Consider the following 20,702-nt stretch of genomic DNA (forward strand, 5'->3'; position numbering starts at 1 on the left):
AATTTGCCTATGCATATTAATTTTCTTGATCTTTTCCAAAACATGCAGCATCAGCTTGAACAACCTCAGGCAGTTCTGGATGAAAATCTTCTGATTGAGCTGGTTGAAAGAATCAGACCGGAAGACAGCAGAAATACCGAGGAGATCGAAGCAAAATTCAATGCATTTATTCGGGCTTTATTACTTACCCCGAATGCTGTTGCGACGCTTCAGACCTTTACCCTTCGGATCATTAATCGTTATAAACAGACGGGACTGTTTTCCGATACTGGCATTTTATCCCTGGATGGTTTCTGGAACCAGCTGAACCAGCGTATTGGCGCGCATATTTTGCCGCTTATTCCTGACCCTCAGCAGCTACAGGAATTGTTCCGCAAGGTTTTTTATCATCGTACCGATAAATACTGGCTGGATTATTTTGATGCGGCAGACTGGCAGCGTTTGTTTTCGATCCTGAATCAGGGACATTCCAACCAGCCTGAAAAAACCCGGATTAAGGATGAGCTGATCAAGGCCCTGACTATTCTGTCTTATCGAATCAGCGGTATCGGTCTGCATCCCGAATTTATTAATGCCCAACCTGAACTGATGGAATATGAATCTCCTTTTCTGGTACAGAACCGTGAGATCAACGAATTTATTCAGGAATACAAGAAACGTTATAACACGGTAGCACTGGTCGATTCGATTACCCCACCGGATGCCTCACAAGCGCTGGTGATGCTGGAGCAATGTCATGATGTAGCGGCCAAGGTGCGCCGCTCTACCAGACGGATTGGAGTCAGTGTCAGTCTGACCTATATGCTTGCTCTGCTGGAACAGTGTCTGGAACGAGTCGAAATCCTGCTGAATATGGTCATGGATGATGATGACCTTCGTTATAAGTCCATTGGCCTTTTTATTGCGGATATCACTGAAGCAATTTACAGTGAACGCAGTGTCCGTGCCTTACTGGCAACCAATAGTGAACTTTTAGCTTTGCAAGTCACCGAAAATGCCAGCAAGACCGGTGAGCATTATGTCAGTACGGACAAGCAGGGCTTTCTCGCCATGTATAAGTCGGCTGCAGGTGCAGGCGTAATCATTGCCATTATGGCCACGCTAAAAACATTAATGGCACGTGTTTCTATGGCGCCCCTGATGCAGGCCTTTAGCTACAGCATGAATTATTCGCTAGGCTTTATGCTGATTCATGTCCTGCATTTTACCGTTGCGACCAAACAGCCGGCGATGACGGCTGCCGCGCTGGCTGCGACCGTACAACAGCGCAAAGGCACAAAAATGGCTCAGATTGCCGAGCTGGCTGCGCTGATTGTGAACATTATCCGCACCCAGTTTGTTGCCATTTTAGGTAATATTTCGATCGCGATTCCGGTAGCCGCTCTGATTGCCTTAACTTGGGATTATGCCCTGCATGAACCCTTAATGACCCATGCCAAGGCAGCCAAAATCCTGCATGACCTGAATCCCTTTACTTCTTTAGCTATTCCGCATGCTGCAATTGCCGGAGTCTGTTTGTTCCTGTCCGGATTATTAGCAGGTTATTTTGACAATATGGCAGTTTATCGCAAGGTAGGACCTCGCCTGAAAGCGGATGTGCGTTTAGCCCAGCTTATGGGGCAGCAACGCTTGCTGCGCTTTGCTGACTATATCGAGCGTAATCTAGGGGCACTGGCGGGTAATTTTATGTTTGGTATTATGCTGGGAAGCATGGGGACACTCGGTTTCATTTTGGGTCTACCACTGGATATTCGTCACATTGCCTTTGCATCAGCTAACTTTATTCAGGGTCTGATCAATATTAATGGTCCTGATGTCGGTTTGATTGTCGTATCTTTCCTCGGTGTCTTGCTGATTGGCCTGACCAACCTCTTTGTCAGCTTCAGCCTGACTATTATTGTAGCATTGCGTGCGCGACGGGTTCGTTTTGAACAGTGGAAACCGCTAGCAAAACTGGTCATGACTCACTTTCTGACCCGCCCCAGTGATTTCTTCTGGCCCCCTAAGCAAACACTTGAAATTGACGAAAATCATACATCTACAAAGTCCTAAAACTGTGATAATTTCGACATATTTGCTTCCAAATTCCTTACTAAGATAATGGAATTCGCATAAAATACACACACTTGAAAAAAAGTGTACTGACAAGTACACTTCACTTCAGACAATGAGCCGATCCTTTATCGGTGAGAGGGACAGAGATTCTCGGTATGCCTTACTTGTTGCTTTTTGTCGGAATTTTGCTTTTATTTTTCAGTGTTTTATTCCTTAACATTCCAGTCTTGAGCCAGTTTGACTTGCTCAGTGTACAGTGGATGAGCGAGCATCGCACCGGAACTTTAAATCAGATTGCAACATACTTATCAGCAATAGGTGGCATGCCATTTGTATTATTTTTATCCACACTATGGTGTATTTATTTACTGTGGTATAAAAAGCGTACAAACATAACTTTTATATGTATCGGAATTATCGGAGGAATACTCCTAGCTTGGCTGTTGAAATTTGCGATTGCCCGACCAAGACCACCAGCATCCCTCCATCTGGTGGAAAGCTTTGGAAGTTCTTTTCCAAGTGCCCATAGTCTGTATGCAGCCTGTCTGGGATGTCTGGCAATTTATATCTATCGGCAACATTCCCGGTATTACATTATTGTGATGGGCGCAGTGTTATGGATGCTGATGATGGGAATTTCAAGAGTTTATCTGGGCGTACATTTTCCTTCAGATGTCATTTCTGGCTGGAGTATCAGTTTTATTTGGATTTCGTTGTGGTATATGGTGTGGATCAAATATTGCACGGCGCACAAATAAAAAAATATTTAGATAAAAATCTAATTGAGGTGGAATAATGATGTCTGCAAAGCTTTGGGCACCGGCCCTGACTGCTTGCGCATTAGCAACAAGTCTTGCACTTGTTGGTTGTAGCAAAGATCCCAAAGAGGGCCAGCAAGCTGGCGCTCAACAAAAAATGCCACCGACTGAAGTCGGTGTTCTTGTTGCACAACCGCAAAGTGTAGAGCAGTCTGTAGAGCTCTCGGGTCGTACAACTGCATTTGAAATTTCAGAAGTACGCCCGCAAGCCAGTGGCGTCGTTCTAAAACGCTTGTTCACTGAAGGCAGTTATGTACGTGAAGGTCAGGCGCTGTATGAAATCGATTCAAGCTCCAGCCGTACTACAGTAGACAACGCCCGTGCAGCGATTGCCAGTGCTGAAGCAAATCTGGGTGTATTGCGGGTCAAAGAAGGACGCTACCGTCAACTGGTCGGTACAAATGCCATTTCGAAGCAAGAGTATGATGACATCGTGGCACAGGTAAAACTAGCTGAAGCCGAGTTGAATGCCAATCGTGCCAGCCTGCGTAATGCTGAAATCAACCTGGGTTATTCAACGGTACGTGCCCCGATCTCGGGTCAGACCAACCGTTCGTCTGTGACTGCAGGCGCATTAGTCACGGCCAACCAGCCAGATCCGTTAGTGACAATTCAGCGTCTGGATCCGATCTATGTCGATATTAACCAGTCTAGTACTGAACTTTTGCGTTTACGTCAGCAATTGAGTAAAGGCGACCTGAACAGTTCAAACAATACCAAAGTCAAGCTAAAGCTTGAAGATGGCAGCACCTACCCGGTAGAAGGCCGTCTTGCATTCTCGGATGCCAGCGTGAATCCTGAAACAGGTACAGTCACCTTACGTGCAGTATTCCCGAATAAAAACCACCTGCTTCTTCCTGGCATGTTTGCAACTGCACAAATTGTGCAGGGTGAAATCCCGAATGCTTACCTCATCCCTTTGGCAGCCCTCACTCGTACCCCTACAGGTCAGGCGATGGCAATGCTGGTCGGTGCTGATGGTAAAGTGGCATCGCGTCCAGTGACTACAGTCGGCACACAAGGCGCTGACTGGATTGTGACAGAAGGTCTAAACCCAGGTGATAGAGTGATTGTAGACGGTATTGCGAAAGTTAAGCCTGAACAACAAGTCATTGCTAAACCTTATCAACCTCAAGCTGCTGCTCCACAAGGTGCTGCACCGAAACAGCCTGCAGCGAGCGAGAAAAAGGCAGATGATGCTAAAGAGAAACCTGAACAAAAACCTGCTGCAAATGCATAAGGAGTAATGGTTCATGGCTCAATTCTTTATTCATCGCCCGATTTTTGCATGGGTGATCGCATTGGTAATTATGCTGGCGGGTATTCTAACCATCAGCAAAATGCCGATTGCGCAATATCCGACTATCGCTCCGCCAACCATCACCATTTCTGCAACTTATCCAGGTGCATCTGCTGAAACTGTTGAAAATACAGTAACTCAGATCATTGAGCAGCAGATGAATGGTATGGACGGATTACGTTATATTTCGTCCACCAGTGCGGGTAATGGCTCTTCGTCTATTGCTGTAAACTTTGAACAGGGTATAGACCCTGACCTGGCGCAAGTTCAGGTTCAAAACAAATTACAGTCTGCTACCGCACTACTTCCTGAAGATGTACAGCGTCAGGGTGTACGTGTTACCAAGTCTGGTGCCAGCTTCTTACAGGTTCTGGCTTTCTATTCGCCAGATGGCACCCTGACTGCAGATGACATTAAAGACTATGTGAACTCCAATATTTCTGAACCTTTAAGCCGTGTCGAAGGCGTTGGTGAAGTTCAGGTCTTTGGTGGTTCATATGCCATGCGTATCTGGCTCGATCCAGCCAAAATGGCAAGTCTGCAAGTCACTCCAAGTGATATTGCCACCGCAATTCGTACCCAGAATGCACAGGTTGCCGTGGGTCAGCTCGGTGGAGCACCTGCAGTAAAAGGTCAAGTACTGAATGCGACAGTCACAGCACAAAGCCTGTTACAAACCCCGGAACAGTTCAGCAATATTTTCCTGAAAAATACCACGTCAGGTGCACAGGTTCGCCTGGGCGATGTAGCACGTGTAGAACTAGGTGCGGACAACTACCAGTTTGATTCCAAATTTAATGGTAAACCGGCCGGTGGTGTAGCCATTAAGCTAGCTACAGGCGCCAATGCCCTAGATACTGCAAAAGCAGTTGAAGAGCGCTTAAAACAGTTACGTCCAAATTATCCTGAAGGGATGGTGGATACGCTGGCTTTCGATACCACGCCTTTCATTCAGTTATCGATTGAATCTGTGGTTCATACCCTCATTGAAGCGATTATTCTGGTCTTCATCGTCATGTTCCTATTCTTGCAGAACTGGCGTGCGACCATCATTCCAACCATGGCGGTTCCAGTCGTGGTATTGGGGACCTTTGCTGTTATTAATGTCTTCGGCTTCTCGATTAACACCCTGACCATGTTTGCCATGGTATTGGCGATTGGTCTTCTGGTCGATGATGCGATTGTCGTAGTCGAAAACGTGGAACGGGTAATGACGGAGGAACACCTCGATCCGGTTTCTGCAACTGAAAAGTCAATGAAACAGATTTCTGGTGCATTGATTGGTATTACTTCGGTACTTTCTGCAGTATTCGTGCCTATGGCATTCTTCGGTGGTACGACCGGGGTTATTTATCGCCAGTTCTCGATTACCCTTGTGACTGCAATGGTTTTATCACTCATTGTGGCGCTCACCTTTACCCCTGCCCTGTGTGCGACCCTGCTGAAACAGCATGATCCTAACAAACCGGAAAGTAATGGTGTGTTTGCACGCTTCTTCCGCTGGTTTAACAGCAGCTTTGAAAAGATGTCGGTGAAATATCAGGGCGGCGTTAACCGCATGACTCACAGCAAAATTTTTTCGGGCATCATTTACGCTGTAGTACTGGGTATTATTGTTCTTATTTTCCAGAAACTGCCTTCTTCGTTCCTGCCGGATGAAGATCAGGGTGTAGTAATTGCACTGGTACAACTACCACCGAACGCAACGCTGCAAAGAACTGATAGTGTAGTCAATACCATGACTAACTATTTCCTGGAAAACGAGAAAGATACGGTTCAGTCCGTATTTAGTGTGGCAGGTTTCTCCTTTACCGGTGTAGGTCAAAACGCAGGTCTGGCTTTCATTAAACTGAAAGACTGGTCTGAACGTACCAATCCGGAAGCTCAGGTCGGTGCGATCATTCAACGTGGTATGGCATTAAACATGATTGTGCAGGATGCTTCTTACATCATGCCGCTACAGTTACCTGCAATGCCAGAACTGGGTGTATCCGCTGGCTTTAACCTGCAGCTCCAGGCAGCAGGTGGCCAGACTCATGAACAGCTTCTTGCAGCCCGTAATGCAATTTTGGGCATGGCGGCAAAAGATCCACGTCTGGCGGGTGTACGTCCGAATGGTCAGGAAGATACACCTCAGTACCATGTGATTATCGATCAGGCACAAGCGGGTGCCATGGGTGTGAGCATCGCTGAAATTAACACCACCATGGGCATGGCTTGGGGCGGTTCGTATATCAACGATTTCGTAGATCGCGGTCGTGTCAAGAAAGTCTATGTACAGGGTGAAGCAGATGCGCGCATGATGCCGCAAGATCTGGATAAATGGTATGTCCGTAATAATCGCGGTGAAATGGTTCCTTTCTCGGCATTTGCAACAGGTGAATGGACCTATGGTTCACCACGACTAGAACGTTACAATGGCGTATCGTCTATGAACATCCAGGGTACTCCGGCGCCAGGTGTCAGCTCGGGTGCAGCCATGCAGGCCATGGAAGAAATTATCGCGAAGTTACCGGAAATGGGCTTGCCAGGTTTCGACTATGAATGGACAGGTTTATCTCTGGAAGAACGTGAATCTGGTGATCAGGCTCCATTCCTGTATGCCCTGTCGTTATTGATTGTATTCCTGTGTCTGGCAGCCTTGTATGAAAGCTGGTCAATTCCGTTCTCGGTGCTGCTGGTGGTGCCATTGGGTATTGTGGGTGCGTTATTACTGACCTTTGGTGGGATGATGCTGTTCCAGAATCCAAACCTGTCCAATAACATCTACTTCCAGGTAGCGCTTATTGCAGTCATTGGTCTTTCTGCGAAAAATGCCATCTTGATTGTCGAATTCGCTAAAGAGCTGCAAGAACAAGGTGAAGAATTATTCGATGCTACCTTGCATGCGGCAAAAATGCGTTTACGCCCGATTATCATGACCACTTTAGCCTTTGGTTTTGGTGTATTGCCGCTTGCCCTGTCTTCAGGTGCTGGTGCTGGTAGCCAGCACTCGGTAGGTTATGGTGTACTCGGTGGTGTTATCAGCTCGACCTTATTAGGTATCTTCTTTATCCCGGTATTCTATGTATGGATTCGAAGTGTCTTTAAATACAAACCAAAAACACAAAATCAGGAGTATAAGTCGTAATGCAAAATCTATGGTCTATTACAGGTCGTAGCATTGCGGTATCTGCCCTTGCGCTGGCTTTGACTGCCTGTCAAAGCATGCGCAGTCCAGAACCCGTTGCGCAGGCAAATATCCCGAGCAGCTATACCAATGCGTCTGGTACTTCTGTAGCAGAACAGGGTTATAAAGAGTTTTTTGCTGACCCGCGTTTACTGCAGGTGTTGGATTTAGCGCTGAATAATAACCGCGACCTGCGTACTGCAGCACTCAATATTCAACGTGCCCAGCAGCAGTATCAGATTAGCGAAAATAACCAGTTACCTACGATTGGTGCCAGTGGCAGTGTACTGCGTCAGGACACTTTAAATAACAGTGCCCAGAACCGCGGTCCTATCACCAGTTATAACGTGGGGCTAGGCGTAACCGCATACGAACTGGATTTCTGGGGCCGTGTCCGTAGTCTGCGTGATAATGCGCTTGATACATTCTTTGCGACCCAGAGTGCACGTGATGCGACCCAGATCTCCCTGATTGGTCAGGTTGCACAAGCATGGCTCAGCTATTCGTTTGCCAATGCCAATCTGGCATTAGCGCAACAGACGCTGCAAACCCAACTTGAGTCATACAATCTGAACAGGAAACGTTTTGACGTTGGGATCGACAGTGAGCTTCCTGTACGTCAGGCACAAATTTCAGTAGAAACAGCGCGTAACGATGTTGCCAACTACCGGACTCAGGTGGCACAGGCGCAAAACCTGTTAAACCTTCTGGTGGGCGAGCCAGTGCCAACCAGCTTATTACCGGCACAACGTGTTACCCGTATTACTTCCAATACTGCACTAGGTGCGGGATTGCCAAGTGATCTGCTGATTAACCGTCCGGATATCCGTGCAGCAGAATATCGTCTGTCTGCAGCAGGTGCCAATATTGCGGCAGCTCGCGCACGTCTGTACCCGACCATCAGCCTGACCGGCTCTGCAGGTCTGGCGTCAACTGATCTGGGTGATCTGTTTAAGTCTGGTAGCTTTGTCTGGTCAGTAGGCCCAAGTCTGGATATTCCAATTTTTGATTGGGGTACCCGTCAGGCCAATATCCGCATTTCTGAAACTGATCAGCAAATTGCCTTGTCAGATTACGAAAAGTCGATTCAAACTGCTTTCCGTGAAGTCAGTGATGCCCTGGCAGTTCGCCAGAATATTGGTGATCGTCTTGCAGCTCAGCGCCGTCTGGTTGAAGCAACTAATACGACCTATCGTTTGTCACTTGCACGTTTCCGTGCCGGGATTGACAGCTATCTGAGCGTACTGGATGCACAACGTGCTTCTTATGCTGCAGAACAGGGTTTATTATTGCTTGAACAGGCCAATCTGAACAATCAGGTTGAAGTCTATAAAACCCTGGGTGGCGGCTTAAAAGTCAATACAACCGACATCGTGCCGAACCCGCCGTCTGTGTCTGAACAACGCCGCGCGGCCGAACAGCAAGCGCAATAAATTCCAGACAGATCAAGAAAAGCTCACTTCGGTGGGCTTTTTTTATTGTATTTTCAAGGCAGTTTTCCTATTGTCATAGGCTAGCGATTTATTTAGAAAACATACACATGTTACTTAGCAATCTGGAATCTGTACCGGGACATACCATTCGTCAGCAAATAGATGTCGTTTATGGAAGTACCGTACGCAGCAAGCATGTCGGACGTGACCTACTGGCCGGGCTAAAAAATATTGTGGGTGGTGAACTTACTGCCTATACCGAACTACTGGAAGAATCCCGTCAGGAAGCGATGAACCGTATGATTGAAAAAGCTCGCAGTATGGGGGCCAATGCAGTTGTCGGCATTCGCTTCTCGACTTCTAATATTGCCCAGGGTGCTTCTGAGCTCTTTGTTTATGGTACAGCCGTAGTGGTTGATCCGGTCATGCCAAAATTACCCGATCCTTTTCCGCAGGCAGATTAAAGCATGGACGGTTTAATTTTCCAGGTCATCATTTTTGCCATCCTGTTTAGTGTCGGGTTTGGATTTGGCCGTTATAACGAACGTAAACATTTTCGCTATCTGGATGAACAGGAACAACGTCTGGCATATATTCAGATGAACAGTAGTCGCTTTATCATGTCTGAATATTCTGGACAAATGATCAGTAGCAATGTGGTTATTTCCCATGATTATTTTAAATATGCCATTGCCAATGTCCAGAATATGCTGGGGGGCCGTCTGACCAGCTATGAAAGCGTGGTAGAGCGCGCACGGCGTGAAGCAATTGTACGTTTAAAACTTGAGGCTGAAAAAATCGGGGCGACCCAGATTATGGGAATTCGTCTCAGCACCACTGAACTCGGCATGCAAGGCGGTATGGTGGAAGTCTTTGCTTATGGTACTGCACTAAAACAGCCTTCTTGACCGAACTGAATGTCTACCCAGAAACTCTGCCGAGCTGATCCAGCCCTGCTACACGATCCTGGTAGTAAAATGACTAAACCTGAATCGATACCGCTTTAAAGAGGAAATAGAGCGATAGGCAGTCATTGAGTCCGACTTCAAACCGCTGGAATCATCTTTATTCCCTATTATTCTGTGCTAGGATATTAAGTAATCAGCAGAATAAATATAAATAAGATGATGCAGTTTCTCGACTATATAAAAACTACACTTCAATTCCATCTGTATTTCTTTATTATTTTCCCAGCCATCTTGGTATTTTATCTGATCTTACAGACCCTCACTCCTTTAAGCTGGTCCAGCTGCCTATTAAGCAGCTGGAATATCGCGATCTATGCTTATTTGTTTTTTACTATAAAAAAGCTTTGGCACATTGACCATGCTCATATTCTGCAACGTGCCATGCAACAGGATGCCGGTAAATGGATCATTCTATTTCTGGTGATCATTACGCTGGTCATTTGTTTTATTGCAATTATTATTGAAATTAACCATTTACCCAAAACTCCCCTGATTCGAACCGGCCATTTAATCCTGTCTGTTATCACTATTATCTCAGCCTGGTTCCTGATGCATACGATTTTTGCCATTCACTATGCACATGATTTTTATTTGGCTCTGGAAAAACAGCAACAAGGCGGACTGGATTTTCCCAACACCGCGAATCCGACTTATCCGGACTTTCTATATTTTAGCTATATCATCGGAACTTCTGCGCAAACGGCAGACGTCTCCATTACTTGCCAATCTATGCGAGTGTTAAACACCCTACATCTACTTTTGGCTTATGGATTTAATACCACCATTCTGGCTATCAGTATTAACGTCACGGCAAACTTTATCAGCAATTAAAAAGTGTCCTGAAAGAGGCAGTACACTGAAAATAGCCATCTACTGCCTCCATCTACTAGCATTCTCTAGTCTCTATATGACCGGTTTTAAAGTTAATTATCTTGCTTCATAATTTCAGGCAGTCAGGTTTTTACGCAATTCATCTTCAACAATGCTAAGTTCAATTTCACTAAATTTACGAATCTCACCTTCGGCATGCTTTTCTAACATTCCACCCAGCAAAGGCACTTTAACTTTCACCGTCCAGTTTAACTGAAACTGGATCTGGTCTTCATCCCCAGTGACTGCACGCTGACAGGTAGCCTCGATCGGCAAATTGGCCCCAAGTTGTACCGTCGAGGTCATTTCATCCAGATTACTGACATCGGTACGCTGCAAACGGAATGCATCTTTAAGTAGTTTTTTTGCCATATCCGGAATATTGACATCCAGGTTGTAAGCACGTTTCAGGGTATACATATGCCCCTGCTTTTCCGAAACCAGAATCTCCAGATTTTGAGCAGGAATTCGATGGCAGACTGCCTCATGTAAACGGATATCATTGGCTAAACGCTTAAACTCATCAATGGACACGCCATTGATAATTGCTTTTACGGTAAACTGATGTGCCATGCTATTTTTCCTTATTTTTATTAAGTTATTTACTAACGCCACTTTTGACAGCGGCGAATAAAAACCAAACACAGAGATGACTCTGCAATTTATATCAACTCTACAGTAGATGTCATTATTCTTTTATCGGGAAACAGCGGCAATCCGGTCAATGTTTGCAACATAGTTTTGCAGAGAACTGTGCCTGACCACAGCTGATCCGTAGCTGCATTTCACCATAACAGATCACCGCATAAAACTCTTCGGCACCATCGTCCAAACCTGAAGCAAAATATTCAGTCCCAGAGGGAAAAGCCTGCAACCAGTCAGCCTTATAAAAATCCGAAACTGATTCAAACTGCAAATACAATTCAGGCTCAGCCTCGATTTTCATCGCCAGAGCCATAAATTTCTGTAATTGTGCTTGATGAAAATCAATAATCATGAACTTCCTGCTTCACTCCCCAGATTGTTCTTAAATAACTGTGCCACGGCTATGCATGAAAAAGACAGAAAGTTTTGCGGTTTTTTTCTCTAGCACCATGGCATAAAAGAAATGGGTTATATGGGATATTCTCGCCCAGATAAAGACAAAGCTGGTAAAAAGTTCCATCTGATTTCATCAAGTTAAATCGACTGAGGTACACGGCTTGAGATCTTTAATATTAGAGAGCGAATAAAAGTTGTCTACCTAGGCACAGTCTGGATGCAAAAGGTCAGTACGGATTTCCTGCCGGTGCTCTTCTCCAAAACGGTCAACATGCACGTAAAATATTCCATAGCGGCCGACATAATATTCTAGTGATTGATCATAGAAATTCCAAAAAATTGACCATTCCCCTAAATCCATCTGACGGATCTGGGTACTACAGTGCATTGGCATCTTTTGTAATACTTCCTGCTGTAACTGTTCGGCCTGTGCTCGATTCCCAATATGCACCTGCCGTTGAAAGAATAGCTGTGCCACATCATCAAACAGTTCCAGCTCATATGCATCCACTAGATACACCTGCTGCTCTTGCTCGATGACTTCTTGCTCTGTAATGCTCGAAATCTGTACCTGTTTTTTTAGGCACTTATGAGCCAGATGACGCTGAGCCTTATACATTTTCCTGCCCACAATCCAAGCAGCATTCAAAATGAATAAAACACATAACAGGAGGAGTAATTTCAGCATAATTGATCATCTCATGTGACTGATTCTTTTTTATTTTATTTTATCGCAGCAGGCGCAGCATTTACTGGAATAGCCCACGTGGATCCAGAATACGTCTATTTTTTAGACAGTGCAAATTTACGGCTTATTTTTATAATTTATCTTCTTTTCTGGAGCATTTTCACCCCCTTCTCGAGTTCATTTTTATTTTAAGATTTAATTTACTTTGATTTTTATCTTTAGCTTCATCATGAAACTTAGGCACTTGAGATAATAAAAAAGGACAAATCCATAACAGACCTGTTCTTCAGGCGTATGGATATCAGCAAAAATTCTCAAAATCACTACAATATTGTTCTGTTTTTTACCTAGTGTTTTTTTATCAAATAAACCCTTCCTATAAATATTTGAGAAAATGAATAAGATTATGATTCGGGAAGGGAAGATCGAAGATATACCTCAGATTATTCAGGTGATTCATGACAGTATTCAGTCCTGTGTTCTGGATCATCAGCGTGAAGCCAGCAAAATTCAAACCTGGCTAGAAAAATTTGATCATGCCAGCCTGATTGTCGACATGCTTTATAACGATTGCTGGGTTTACCTTGTACATGACAAGGTGGTCGGGTTCTTATTGGTCAGTGATACTGGAGAAATCCGGATGCATTATATCGCCCCTAACTACCAGAGACTGGGATTTGGTACCCAGTTGTTTCACCAGATGCATCACACATTATTAAAGAAAAAAATTCATCAGATTGAAATACAGTCCACCCAGACTGCTTTAAGTTATTATCAACGCTGTGGCTTTCATCTGCATTCTGCCGGGTCAGAAGATGAGGTATGCCTTCTTTATAAATATGTTTTTTAATCAGTCTCTTTCTTAATTTTTAACTGATCACGCCCTGCCTGTTTGGCGGCATAGAGTTGCACATCTGCAGCTTTCATCAGTTCATGAATATCTGCATATATATGTGTTTGTGCAGTCCATGCTGCCCCCATACTGACCGTAATATATTTTTTTGCATCTGGCCGGTTCAGATGTTCCATACGTTGTTCCCGAATCTGCTCTAATACATTTTCCAGATTTTTCAAGGCAGTTTGAACCGGTATATCTGTGAGCAGAATCGCAAACTCTTCGCCACCATAACGTGCCAGATAACCCGACGGCGGCAAGGCTTGCTGGATAATCCTGACCAGATTTTTCAGGACGTCATCCCCCTTTAAATGGCCATAATAGTCATTATAGTTTTTGAAATAGTCGACATCGAGCATGGCAAAAACCAGCGTATGTTGCAGCTGCTGCCGGGTCTGCAAAAACTGCTGCTGGATTTCATGATTTAAAGCGCGCCGGTTAAAGGCACCTGTCAGTGCATCAGTATTCATCTGCTGCTCTAATTTAGCATTCAGTTCATGCAGTTGCTGGGTACGTTCTTTGACTTTTTGATCGAGTGAATTGTTGAGAGCAATCAGATTCAGGTTCAACTGTTCGGTCTCATAAGTTTGATGCGCATAATGCCTCGACTGCCGGAACATGATTAATAACGCGTAGATACTGGTTGAGATAAAGAACAGATGCGTCGTTTTAATTACATTGATCAGCAATAGATAATCATTCAAAAACGTCAGACAGAGGAAAATAATCGCAATCAGATTCAAACGCGAATAATGTTCTTTATAGCGTAGAGTCTGATAAAAGCCGTACATAAAATTGGCAAGGATGACTAAAGCATAGATCGCACTAAACAGAGCCAGACGCTCAAATATTTCCGGAGATGAAAAAAGGGTAATAATAATATTAAAGACCAACAATATAACTGCAATATAATAAATCACCGGATTCAAATAGCGCCGGTTAAACAGATGCATATAGCTGAGAAAAAAGAATGCCGCAAAAAAAGTAAACAGATACTCTAATCGGCTTCCCCACAACCAGTTGATATTGGTAAACACTGAATAAGCATAAGGTGCAGAAAACAGGTTATGCATGGCCAAAAAGACAATAAACCAGCCAAAAACAAAGATACTTTTACTGTTGCGTTCTCGAGATCCTCTGAATATCGAAAACAGAATGGTAAACACCCCTACCCCAAATACTGCACCGCACACCATGGCAATACTCATCATGAGCTGCTGGAATTGGCGATTGATTGTCGCCGCAATGCCGATCTGCATCGGTCGTTCGAGGCCGCCATGCAAATGGGTATAATTCGAGGCCTGAATACTTAAGGTAATATATTCAGTGTCTGGAACAAAATAGCCAATCCGCGGTGCTTTTTCAGTCACCTGTTTTTCAGGTGTGGTACTGATTTCTCCGAGTCGAACGATAAACTGTCCATTGACATACATTCGATAGGCGCCGTACTGGGTTGGAATCCGGATCGCAATCCGTCGTCCGAGAAACTCTTTTGGAATTTTAAAATGACCAATGAAAGTCCCATAACCCGCATTTGAGCCTGCCAAGGTTTTAAAAGAAGCTGGCAATTGAACGGTTTTTGACTGGAGTATGGAGCTGGGCTGAACTATAAACTGGTTCGGGTAGAACCACCATTTTCCCTGCAAAGAACTACTGCTATGTTCGGTAAAATGGACTTCTGTAACCTCATTTTGAGATTGCTGCTGAAATGATGGCGATGTGAGTTCGTTCTGAGCGATCGCTGGACTAGTTATGCAAGTCAGCCAGCTAAAGGTCCAGATAAATACGATAAAAAAGACATTCCTTATCAATTTATGCAAATACGTTATATCTCAAGATAATTGTTTATTATTCTTATAATTTACAAGGAATATTTATGATTTCAAATGTTTTTTGTATTTAGTCCGGTACAACCTGTATTGGGTTGACTGCACCGGAAAAGCTCAAATATTTTAATTAGAGAAAACTATTTATGTCTCGCTAATTATATTGTTTTAATCACGTGTTTTTACATCAAACAATTCAATTTCAAAAATCAGGTTGGAATTGGCTGGAATGACCTTCCCCATTTTACGTTCGCCATAAGCCAAATGTGCAGGTACCATCAGTTTACGTTTACCACCAACTTTCATTCCCAGAATGCCCTGATCCCAGCCTTTAATCACACGCCCTGTACCAATGACAGTTTCAAAATAATTGCCTCGGTCAATGGATGAATCAAACTTGGTTCCATCTTCCAGCCATCCAGTGTAATGCGTGGTAATTAAAGCGCCTTTTACCGCTTCTTTCCCTTCACCTACTTTTAAATCAATAATTTCAAGTTCGTTTATCATCGTCATTTACCTGAGATTAGCACTAAATTTAGAGTTCAGTATAAACTGGATTGAGCTAAATTCCTTGGCCTTTAGCTTCAATAGGTCAAAAGCTGAGTTTCTGAATCTTCTTATCCTGTAATAAATACTGGGTTAATTTCTGATGATTTTTAGCTGACCCCATCAGGATCCAGCGGCTTGTAATCTGCTGGTCGATTTTTTGCTGGCTGGAATGAATCACTTTTAATTTGTATCGTTTAAACAGTTTTTCATAATGTTCCGGCTCATGCTGCTCGAAAGGACAGACAATTTCGTAGTTACGTTCATGATTCAGATGCTCGATACCACGTTGCACATAGACCAATAGGACCAGTACGATCAACACGATCACCGTTGTCCAAATACTTAACAGTTCATAACCCGCACCGACTGCCATGCCCAGTGCCGCTGTCATCCAGATCGTGGTTGCAGTGGTAATACCAGAAACCCGGTTATCATCTTTTAAAATTACTCCGGCTCCCAGAAAACCCAAACCGGTTAAAACATTGGCTGCCAGACGGTCAGGGTTGTCCACGCCGATTTTTAAAGAAATAATGGTAAACAGACAGGAACTCAGACTGACTATGATCATGGTGCGCAGTCCGGCAGATTTACTGTGATATTCCCGTTCTGCCCCAATGATTGCACCAATCACGACTGCTAATAGCAACTCATAAAGTTCATGATACATGCTTCGTCCAGAGAACTTATTTTTCTCTCCAGATATACGAAATAGTGAGGCAAGGATACAAGTTGAAACTTGCATCCTTGTGAATTCTTATTGTAACTGTTCCCACTCTACAATCACTTGACCCTGATCACCAATCAAGGTCCATTCCCCATCCATCACATTTAACTGTAACTGCATGGTGCGTGCACACAATTGTGGTAATGCATCAGTGGTTGCAGTGGATAATTTCCATACTTCCACATTTTTTAAGGTTTTTAACTTGCTGCTACGCTTATACCATTCATCTACCGCAGAACCATAGGTCACGACTGCGACCTGCTTGCAACGCGCACTGGCCTTTTTGACTTTATCTTCGTCCGGACTGCCCACTTCAATCCATTTGACCAGTTGCCCGGTCAGATCCTTTTCCCAGAGTGCCGGCTCATCCGTTTCGAACAGATCCTTGGTAAATTCCAGTGCTTCATCGGCATAGCGCGCATAGGCCAGAATACGCACCATCAAGCGTTCAATGGTTTCCGAAGGATGCAGTGCCATCGTCAGTTGATAGTCTTCATAACGATGCGTATCCATATCCGCAATATTCAAATCAACTTTATAAATCGTCGCTTTTAACGCCATCACACAATCCTCAAATTTGGCGCTTAGCATATAAGATTTAGCACAATTTTGCTGAACAGATTTAGGTCAAAGATTCATTCAGCGTACTAGAAATAGTGCTGTTATTTTTCTGGATCGATACGGCATTGCATCAGGGCAGTTTCAAATGCCAGCCAATCGCGTGACTGTTGATAAATCACTTCCACCCGGTTATCAATACCTTCATCTGCCGACTGATAATTGAACTGTTCCGGATTGAAATTAAAACTTTTCCAGCCCTGATCGGTATGGAAAATCCCCTTGATTCTAAGCCAGTCTTTTTGTTCACACAGCAGATCCAGCAGATCATAAAAATTAAACTGCCAGCGTTTTGGCAATTTCCAGCCCGCAACCTGATAACCCTGCGCACTTTCTACATAATGATAAGGCATCTGCTGAATCACTAAGGGAGTATCATCTGAAAGGATGGTCTGTTGCTGTTTTAACAAAGGCTGGATCTGACGGGCGGAACCCCGATAGTCCTGTTTGATCTGTTCGATATCGAGTTGTCCGTGCTCGGTAAACAGCCACTGTTGGGCATAAGGTTGATATTCCGCCTGAAGTTGTGCGAGCGCTGCGTGATCTGCGGCTGTCATCAAATCAGTATGTGAAATTACCACGATCTGCGCTGCCTTAAGTTGGTCTGCATACAGGTTTTGCTGAGTCCAGTTTTGGTCATGCAAGCGCGAACCATCCACTACAGTAACTAAGGCCTGCATGTTTAAGTGGTTATGCCAGTGTGGCTCGGTCAGCTGTTCCAGTAATTGTCCCGGGTGCCCCAGCCCGGTAGGTTCGATAAACAGGCGATCCGGTTTCACTTCTGACAGCAAGCGCGACAAGGCGATCTGCATCGGCAATTGGCTACTGCAACATAGACAGCCACCCAATAGCTCTTTGACTGCATAACCCTGATCTTGCGGCAGTAACTGCTGATCTACCCCAATCTGGCCAAATTCATTCATCAATACTGCCCAGATTTCCTGTTCCGGTTTCTGTTGTAGTAAATATTTGAGTAGTGTGGTTTTACCTGCACCTAAAAATCCGGAAATGATATGAACAGGAATAGCCTGTGACGCTGACAGAATTTTCAAAATCGGCTCTCAAGAGATTGAATAGAAATAGCAATGCACTGCATTATAAAGTACATCCAGATTATAAAATGCGTCTTCTTAGTAAACACATGATGAAATTACAGAGACCAAAATTAATGGAATGATCCAGAATCATCAATTTGCTATGTTAACTTTTATTGCAAATTTAATTTTTGAAATATTCATACACATTTTTATTGAATAAAAATCTGTATAATTAACAGAAATAAAACAACTTTCTAAGTTTTGTATTGCTTCGGTTATTGCTTACGTGTCGCTTTTGTTAATTGATTTGCTCCGCAAAAATTCAGTGCTTAGGATGAGCATCTGTCGAATTGATGTGATGGTCAATTCCGCAGATTAATAACCTGAATAAAAGGATGCCAAAAATGAACTATGCACAAATCTTACTCGCCACGACTCTTACTGCTGCTGCAGCTACCAGTTTTGCAGACAGCAAAACCACAGATGCAAAAACCACCACTGAAGAAAAAGTGGTCGTGAGCACCCAAGAATTACCTGAATCAAATGCGCCGGTTGCAGGTGCATCTGCAGAGCAGCCTGCTGCATCTGAAGCAACTGCATCTGAAGCTACTGCAGAAAGTACAACACCAGCAAAACCTGCTGCACGTTAAGTTATTAGATGACTCGTTTAACCCTATAAGGATATTCGTGACAGTATTTCTCCAGTAGGCTGTGTCCTAGGCTGTCCGATATTTTTCGATGCTGAATCATGCTTGATGCTGGTTCAGCATTTTTATTGCACAGAATCTATTTAGAGCCATAGTCAAAACTAATCACAGAATTAATAGCAGCTATCAAATTTATATTAATTTTATTTTTAAATTCAATTGATTAACTAAAAATAATCTATCAAATTCAATATTAATCATATCCTTCAGCTACTATCGCATAACTTGTTTCTGGTGTTCAGCTGTTCCTTAATAGCCTTAAATGCAAGTCGATTGAATGGACATTCGCTATGAGCAATACCAATTACACTACTGAAGTGGCAATCCTGGGTGCCGGACCCGTAGGCTTAACCCTTGCCAACTATCTGAGCAAACAAGGCGTAGTTGTCACGATTGTCGAGCAACTGGATAGTTTGATTGATTACCCACGTGCGATTGGAATCGATGATGAATCCTTGCGTACTATTCAGTCTTTGGGTTTAGTCGAGCAAGTTTTACCACATACCACCCCAAATCATGCAATGCGTTTCTTGACCCCGAAAGGACGCTGTTTTGCAGATATTCAGCCTTTGACGCGTGAGTTTGGCTTCCCGCGCCGTAATGCTTTTATTCAGCCACAAGTCGACAACGTGCTGCTGCAGGGCTTGAAACAATATAAAAACACCCAAGTGCTATTCTCACGTCAATTGACCCATTTTAGTCAGGATGCTGAAGGCGTGACACTCAATCTGCAAAATAAGGAGGGCGTTGCAGAAACCGTACGCGCTCAATATCTGATTGCCTGTGATGGCGGTAATTCTTATATACGCCGTAACCTGGGTATTGCATTTGAAGGTGAAACCGCACCGAATCAATGGATTGTAATCGACCTTGAGAATGACCCTCTCGCTACACCGCATATCTATTTATGTTGTGATCCGGTACGTCCTTATGTATCGGCAGCATTGCCACACGGTATTCGACGTTTTGAATTTATGGTCATGCCAGGTGAAACCCAGGAAGAACTGAGCAAACCGGAAAATATTGCCAAACTTCTGTCCAAGGTTTTACCAAGCACGGATGGTATTGAAGTAATCCGTCAGCGTGTTTATACCCATAATGCCCGTATTGCCGACAAGTTCCGTGTCGACCGAATTCTGCTTGCCGGTGATGCTGCGCACATCATGCCAGTATGGCAGGGTCAGGGTTATAATAGCGGTATGCGTGATGCCTTTAACCTGGCTTGGAAAATGGCAATGGTCATTCAGGGCAAAGCGACAGCTGAACTGTTGGATTCTTACCAGATCGAGCGGAAAGACCATGCCAAAGCCATGATTGATCTCTCCGTTATGGCCGGCCATGTACTGGCACCACCGAAAAAATGGCAGGGTTTTGTCCGTGACGGTATTGCCTATGCCCTGAACTATATCAAACCCATCAAACAGTACCTGCTGGAAATGCGCTTTAAACCGATGCCTAAATATCATGACGGTGCACTTTTGAGTAACGGTGCCAAGAACTCTCCAGTCGGCAAGATGTTTATCCAGCCACAGGTTAGACTTGAGTCGGGTGAAAAAGTTTTACTGGATGACGTAATTGCTAATGATTTTGCAATTATTGCCTGGGGTGTAGACCCGCAATGGGGTATTTCGGATGCCACCATGCAAGTCTGGAAAAAATTAGGCGTCAAATTTATTCAGGTCATTCCCGAAGTTCAACTGGGCAATAAAAACCGCAAGCAATTTGAAGGCGTGATTACCGTTGGTGACATCGGCACTGATATTCGCAGCTGGTTCGGTAAAACCACTGAGTCAGTCGTTATTTTACGACCTGACCGTTTTGTGGCAGCCCTGGCGATTCCACAAACACTGGATCATATCAGCCAGCAGCTGTTTAAAAAGCTGCATGTAAAATAATTACGAGCATAAAATACACTTACTGAATTACATTCAGAGACCTGACCACGTGAAAACGTGGTCTTTTTTTATGTGTATTTTTTTTTGCATAGGGCTTGTTTATAAGTTG

19 protein-coding genes are annotated in these 20,702 nt (G+C 44.1%); 11 read left to right on the forward strand and 8 right to left on the reverse strand.

Translation table 11 applies throughout. The features are described 5' to 3' along the window. The first annotated feature begins 9 nt into the window (after positions 1 to 9). From AY605_RS10660 to AY605_RS10695, 8 genes are all read left to right on the forward strand, one after another. Entirely contained in the window at positions 10 to 2,052 is a 2,043-nt protein-coding gene (locus AY605_RS10660) for a site-specific recombinase (protein ID WP_064096373.1), read from the forward strand. Between the two features lie 158 nt (positions 2,053 to 2,210). Then, positions 2,211 to 2,813: a phosphatase PAP2 family protein gene (locus AY605_RS14940; protein ID WP_081406363.1), complete on the forward strand. Its 603-nt coding sequence runs from the start codon at positions 2,211 to 2,213 to the stop codon at positions 2,811 to 2,813. 37 nt (positions 2,814 to 2,850) lie between these two features. Beyond that, on the forward strand, positions 2,851 to 4,113 hold the full coding sequence (locus tag AY605_RS10670; RefSeq protein WP_064096375.1) for an efflux RND transporter periplasmic adaptor subunit: 1,263 nt from the start codon (positions 2,851 to 2,853) through the stop codon (positions 4,111 to 4,113). A gap of 13 nt (positions 4,114 to 4,126) precedes the next feature. Further along, positions 4,127 to 7,303, forward strand: coding sequence for an efflux RND transporter permease subunit (locus tag AY605_RS10675; protein ID WP_064096376.1), 3,177 nt, complete (start codon positions 4,127 to 4,129; stop codon positions 7,301 to 7,303). Continuing rightward, positions 7,303 to 8,775: a multidrug efflux RND transporter AdeIJK outer membrane channel subunit AdeK gene (adeK, locus tag AY605_RS10680; RefSeq protein ID WP_064096377.1), complete on the forward strand. Its 1,473-nt coding sequence runs from the start codon at positions 7,303 to 7,305 to the stop codon at positions 8,773 to 8,775. Before AY605_RS10675 ends, adeK begins: the two co-directional genes overlap by 1 nt. 107 nt (positions 8,776 to 8,882) lie before the next feature. Continuing rightward, positions 8,883 to 9,239, forward strand: coding sequence for a YbjQ family protein (locus tag AY605_RS10685; protein ID WP_064096378.1), 357 nt, complete (start codon positions 8,883 to 8,885; stop codon positions 9,237 to 9,239). Positions 9,240 to 9,242: 3 nt separating this feature from the next. Beyond that, positions 9,243 to 9,683 (forward strand): YbjQ family protein, encoded by a 441-nt coding sequence (locus tag AY605_RS10690; RefSeq protein ID WP_064096379.1) that lies wholly within the window; start codon positions 9,243 to 9,245, stop codon positions 9,681 to 9,683. 216 nt (positions 9,684 to 9,899) lie between these two features. Continuing rightward, positions 9,900 to 10,574, forward strand: coding sequence for a DUF1345 domain-containing protein (locus tag AY605_RS10695; protein ID WP_064096380.1), 675 nt, complete (start codon positions 9,900 to 9,902; stop codon positions 10,572 to 10,574). A 114-nt stretch (positions 10,575 to 10,688) separates the two neighbouring features. Here the strand turns inward: AY605_RS10695 and AY605_RS10700 are convergent, their stop codons facing one another. From AY605_RS10700 to AY605_RS10710, 3 genes are all read right to left on the reverse strand, one after another. Continuing rightward, a complete protein-coding gene (locus AY605_RS10700) occupies positions 10,689 to 11,186 on the reverse strand; it encodes a DUF2505 family protein (protein ID WP_064096381.1) in 498 nt (165 codons plus the stop codon). 148 nt (positions 11,187 to 11,334) lie between these two features. Then, positions 11,335 to 11,610 carry a hypothetical protein gene (locus AY605_RS10705; protein WP_064096382.1) on the reverse strand — a complete coding sequence of 92 codons (276 nt, stop codon included), beginning with the start codon at positions 11,608 to 11,610 and terminating at the stop codon, positions 11,335 to 11,337. 246 nt (positions 11,611 to 11,856) lie between these two features. Then, positions 11,857 to 12,342: a hypothetical protein gene (locus tag AY605_RS10710; protein WP_064096383.1), complete on the reverse strand. Its 486-nt coding sequence runs from the start codon at positions 12,340 to 12,342 to the stop codon at positions 11,857 to 11,859. Between the two features lie 382 nt (positions 12,343 to 12,724). On the opposite strand from AY605_RS10710, the gene AY605_RS10715 reads away from it, so the two are divergent. Further along, on the forward strand, positions 12,725 to 13,192 hold the full coding sequence (locus AY605_RS10715; protein WP_171254963.1) for a GNAT family N-acetyltransferase: 468 nt from the start codon (positions 12,725 to 12,727) through the stop codon (positions 13,190 to 13,192). On the opposite strand, the gene AY605_RS10720 is transcribed toward AY605_RS10715, so the two are convergent. From AY605_RS10720 to AY605_RS10740, 5 genes are all read right to left on the reverse strand, one after another. Then, complete coding sequence (locus AY605_RS10720) at positions 13,189 to 15,000, reverse strand: diguanylate cyclase (protein ID WP_064096477.1); 1,812 nt, start codon at positions 14,998 to 15,000, stop codon at positions 13,189 to 13,191. The two genes, AY605_RS10715 and AY605_RS10720, sit on opposite strands and share 4 nt — an antisense overlap. Before the next feature lie 231 nt (positions 15,001 to 15,231). Next, positions 15,232 to 15,570 (reverse strand): FKBP-type peptidyl-prolyl cis-trans isomerase, encoded by a 339-nt coding sequence (locus AY605_RS10725; RefSeq protein WP_004280661.1) that lies wholly within the window; start codon positions 15,568 to 15,570, stop codon positions 15,232 to 15,234. An 85-nt stretch (positions 15,571 to 15,655) separates the two neighbouring features. Then, positions 15,656 to 16,279 carry an MgtC/SapB family protein gene (locus AY605_RS10730; protein ID WP_064096385.1) on the reverse strand — a complete coding sequence of 208 codons (624 nt, stop codon included), beginning with the start codon at positions 16,277 to 16,279 and terminating at the stop codon, positions 15,656 to 15,658. A gap of 87 nt (positions 16,280 to 16,366) precedes the next feature. Next, positions 16,367 to 16,897, reverse strand: a complete 531-nt coding sequence (locus AY605_RS10735) for a YaeQ family protein (protein ID WP_064096386.1) — start codon at positions 16,895 to 16,897, stop codon at positions 16,367 to 16,369. 101 nt (positions 16,898 to 16,998) lie between these two features. Continuing rightward, entirely contained in the window at positions 16,999 to 18,006 is a 1,008-nt protein-coding gene (locus AY605_RS10740; RefSeq protein WP_064096387.1) for a CobW family GTP-binding protein, read from the reverse strand. A 389-nt stretch (positions 18,007 to 18,395) separates the two neighbouring features. Here AY605_RS10740 and AY605_RS10745 point away from each other — a divergent pair, with 389 nt between their 5' ends. Both AY605_RS10745 and AY605_RS10750 read left to right on the forward strand, forming a co-directional pair. Then, positions 18,396 to 18,641 (forward strand): hypothetical protein, encoded by a 246-nt coding sequence (locus AY605_RS10745; protein ID WP_064096388.1) that lies wholly within the window; start codon positions 18,396 to 18,398, stop codon positions 18,639 to 18,641. Positions 18,642 to 18,988: 347 nt separating this feature from the next. Then, positions 18,989 to 20,593, forward strand: coding sequence for a bifunctional 3-(3-hydroxy-phenyl)propionate/3-hydroxycinnamic acid hydroxylase (locus tag AY605_RS10750; protein ID WP_064096389.1), 1,605 nt, complete (start codon positions 18,989 to 18,991; stop codon positions 20,591 to 20,593). Positions 20,594 to 20,702: the final 109 nt, after the last annotated feature.

Origin of the sequence: Acinetobacter sp. SFD, assembly GCF_001647575.1 — a bacterium.
Classification (GTDB): Bacteria; Pseudomonadota; Gammaproteobacteria; order Pseudomonadales; family Moraxellaceae; genus Acinetobacter; species Acinetobacter pecorum.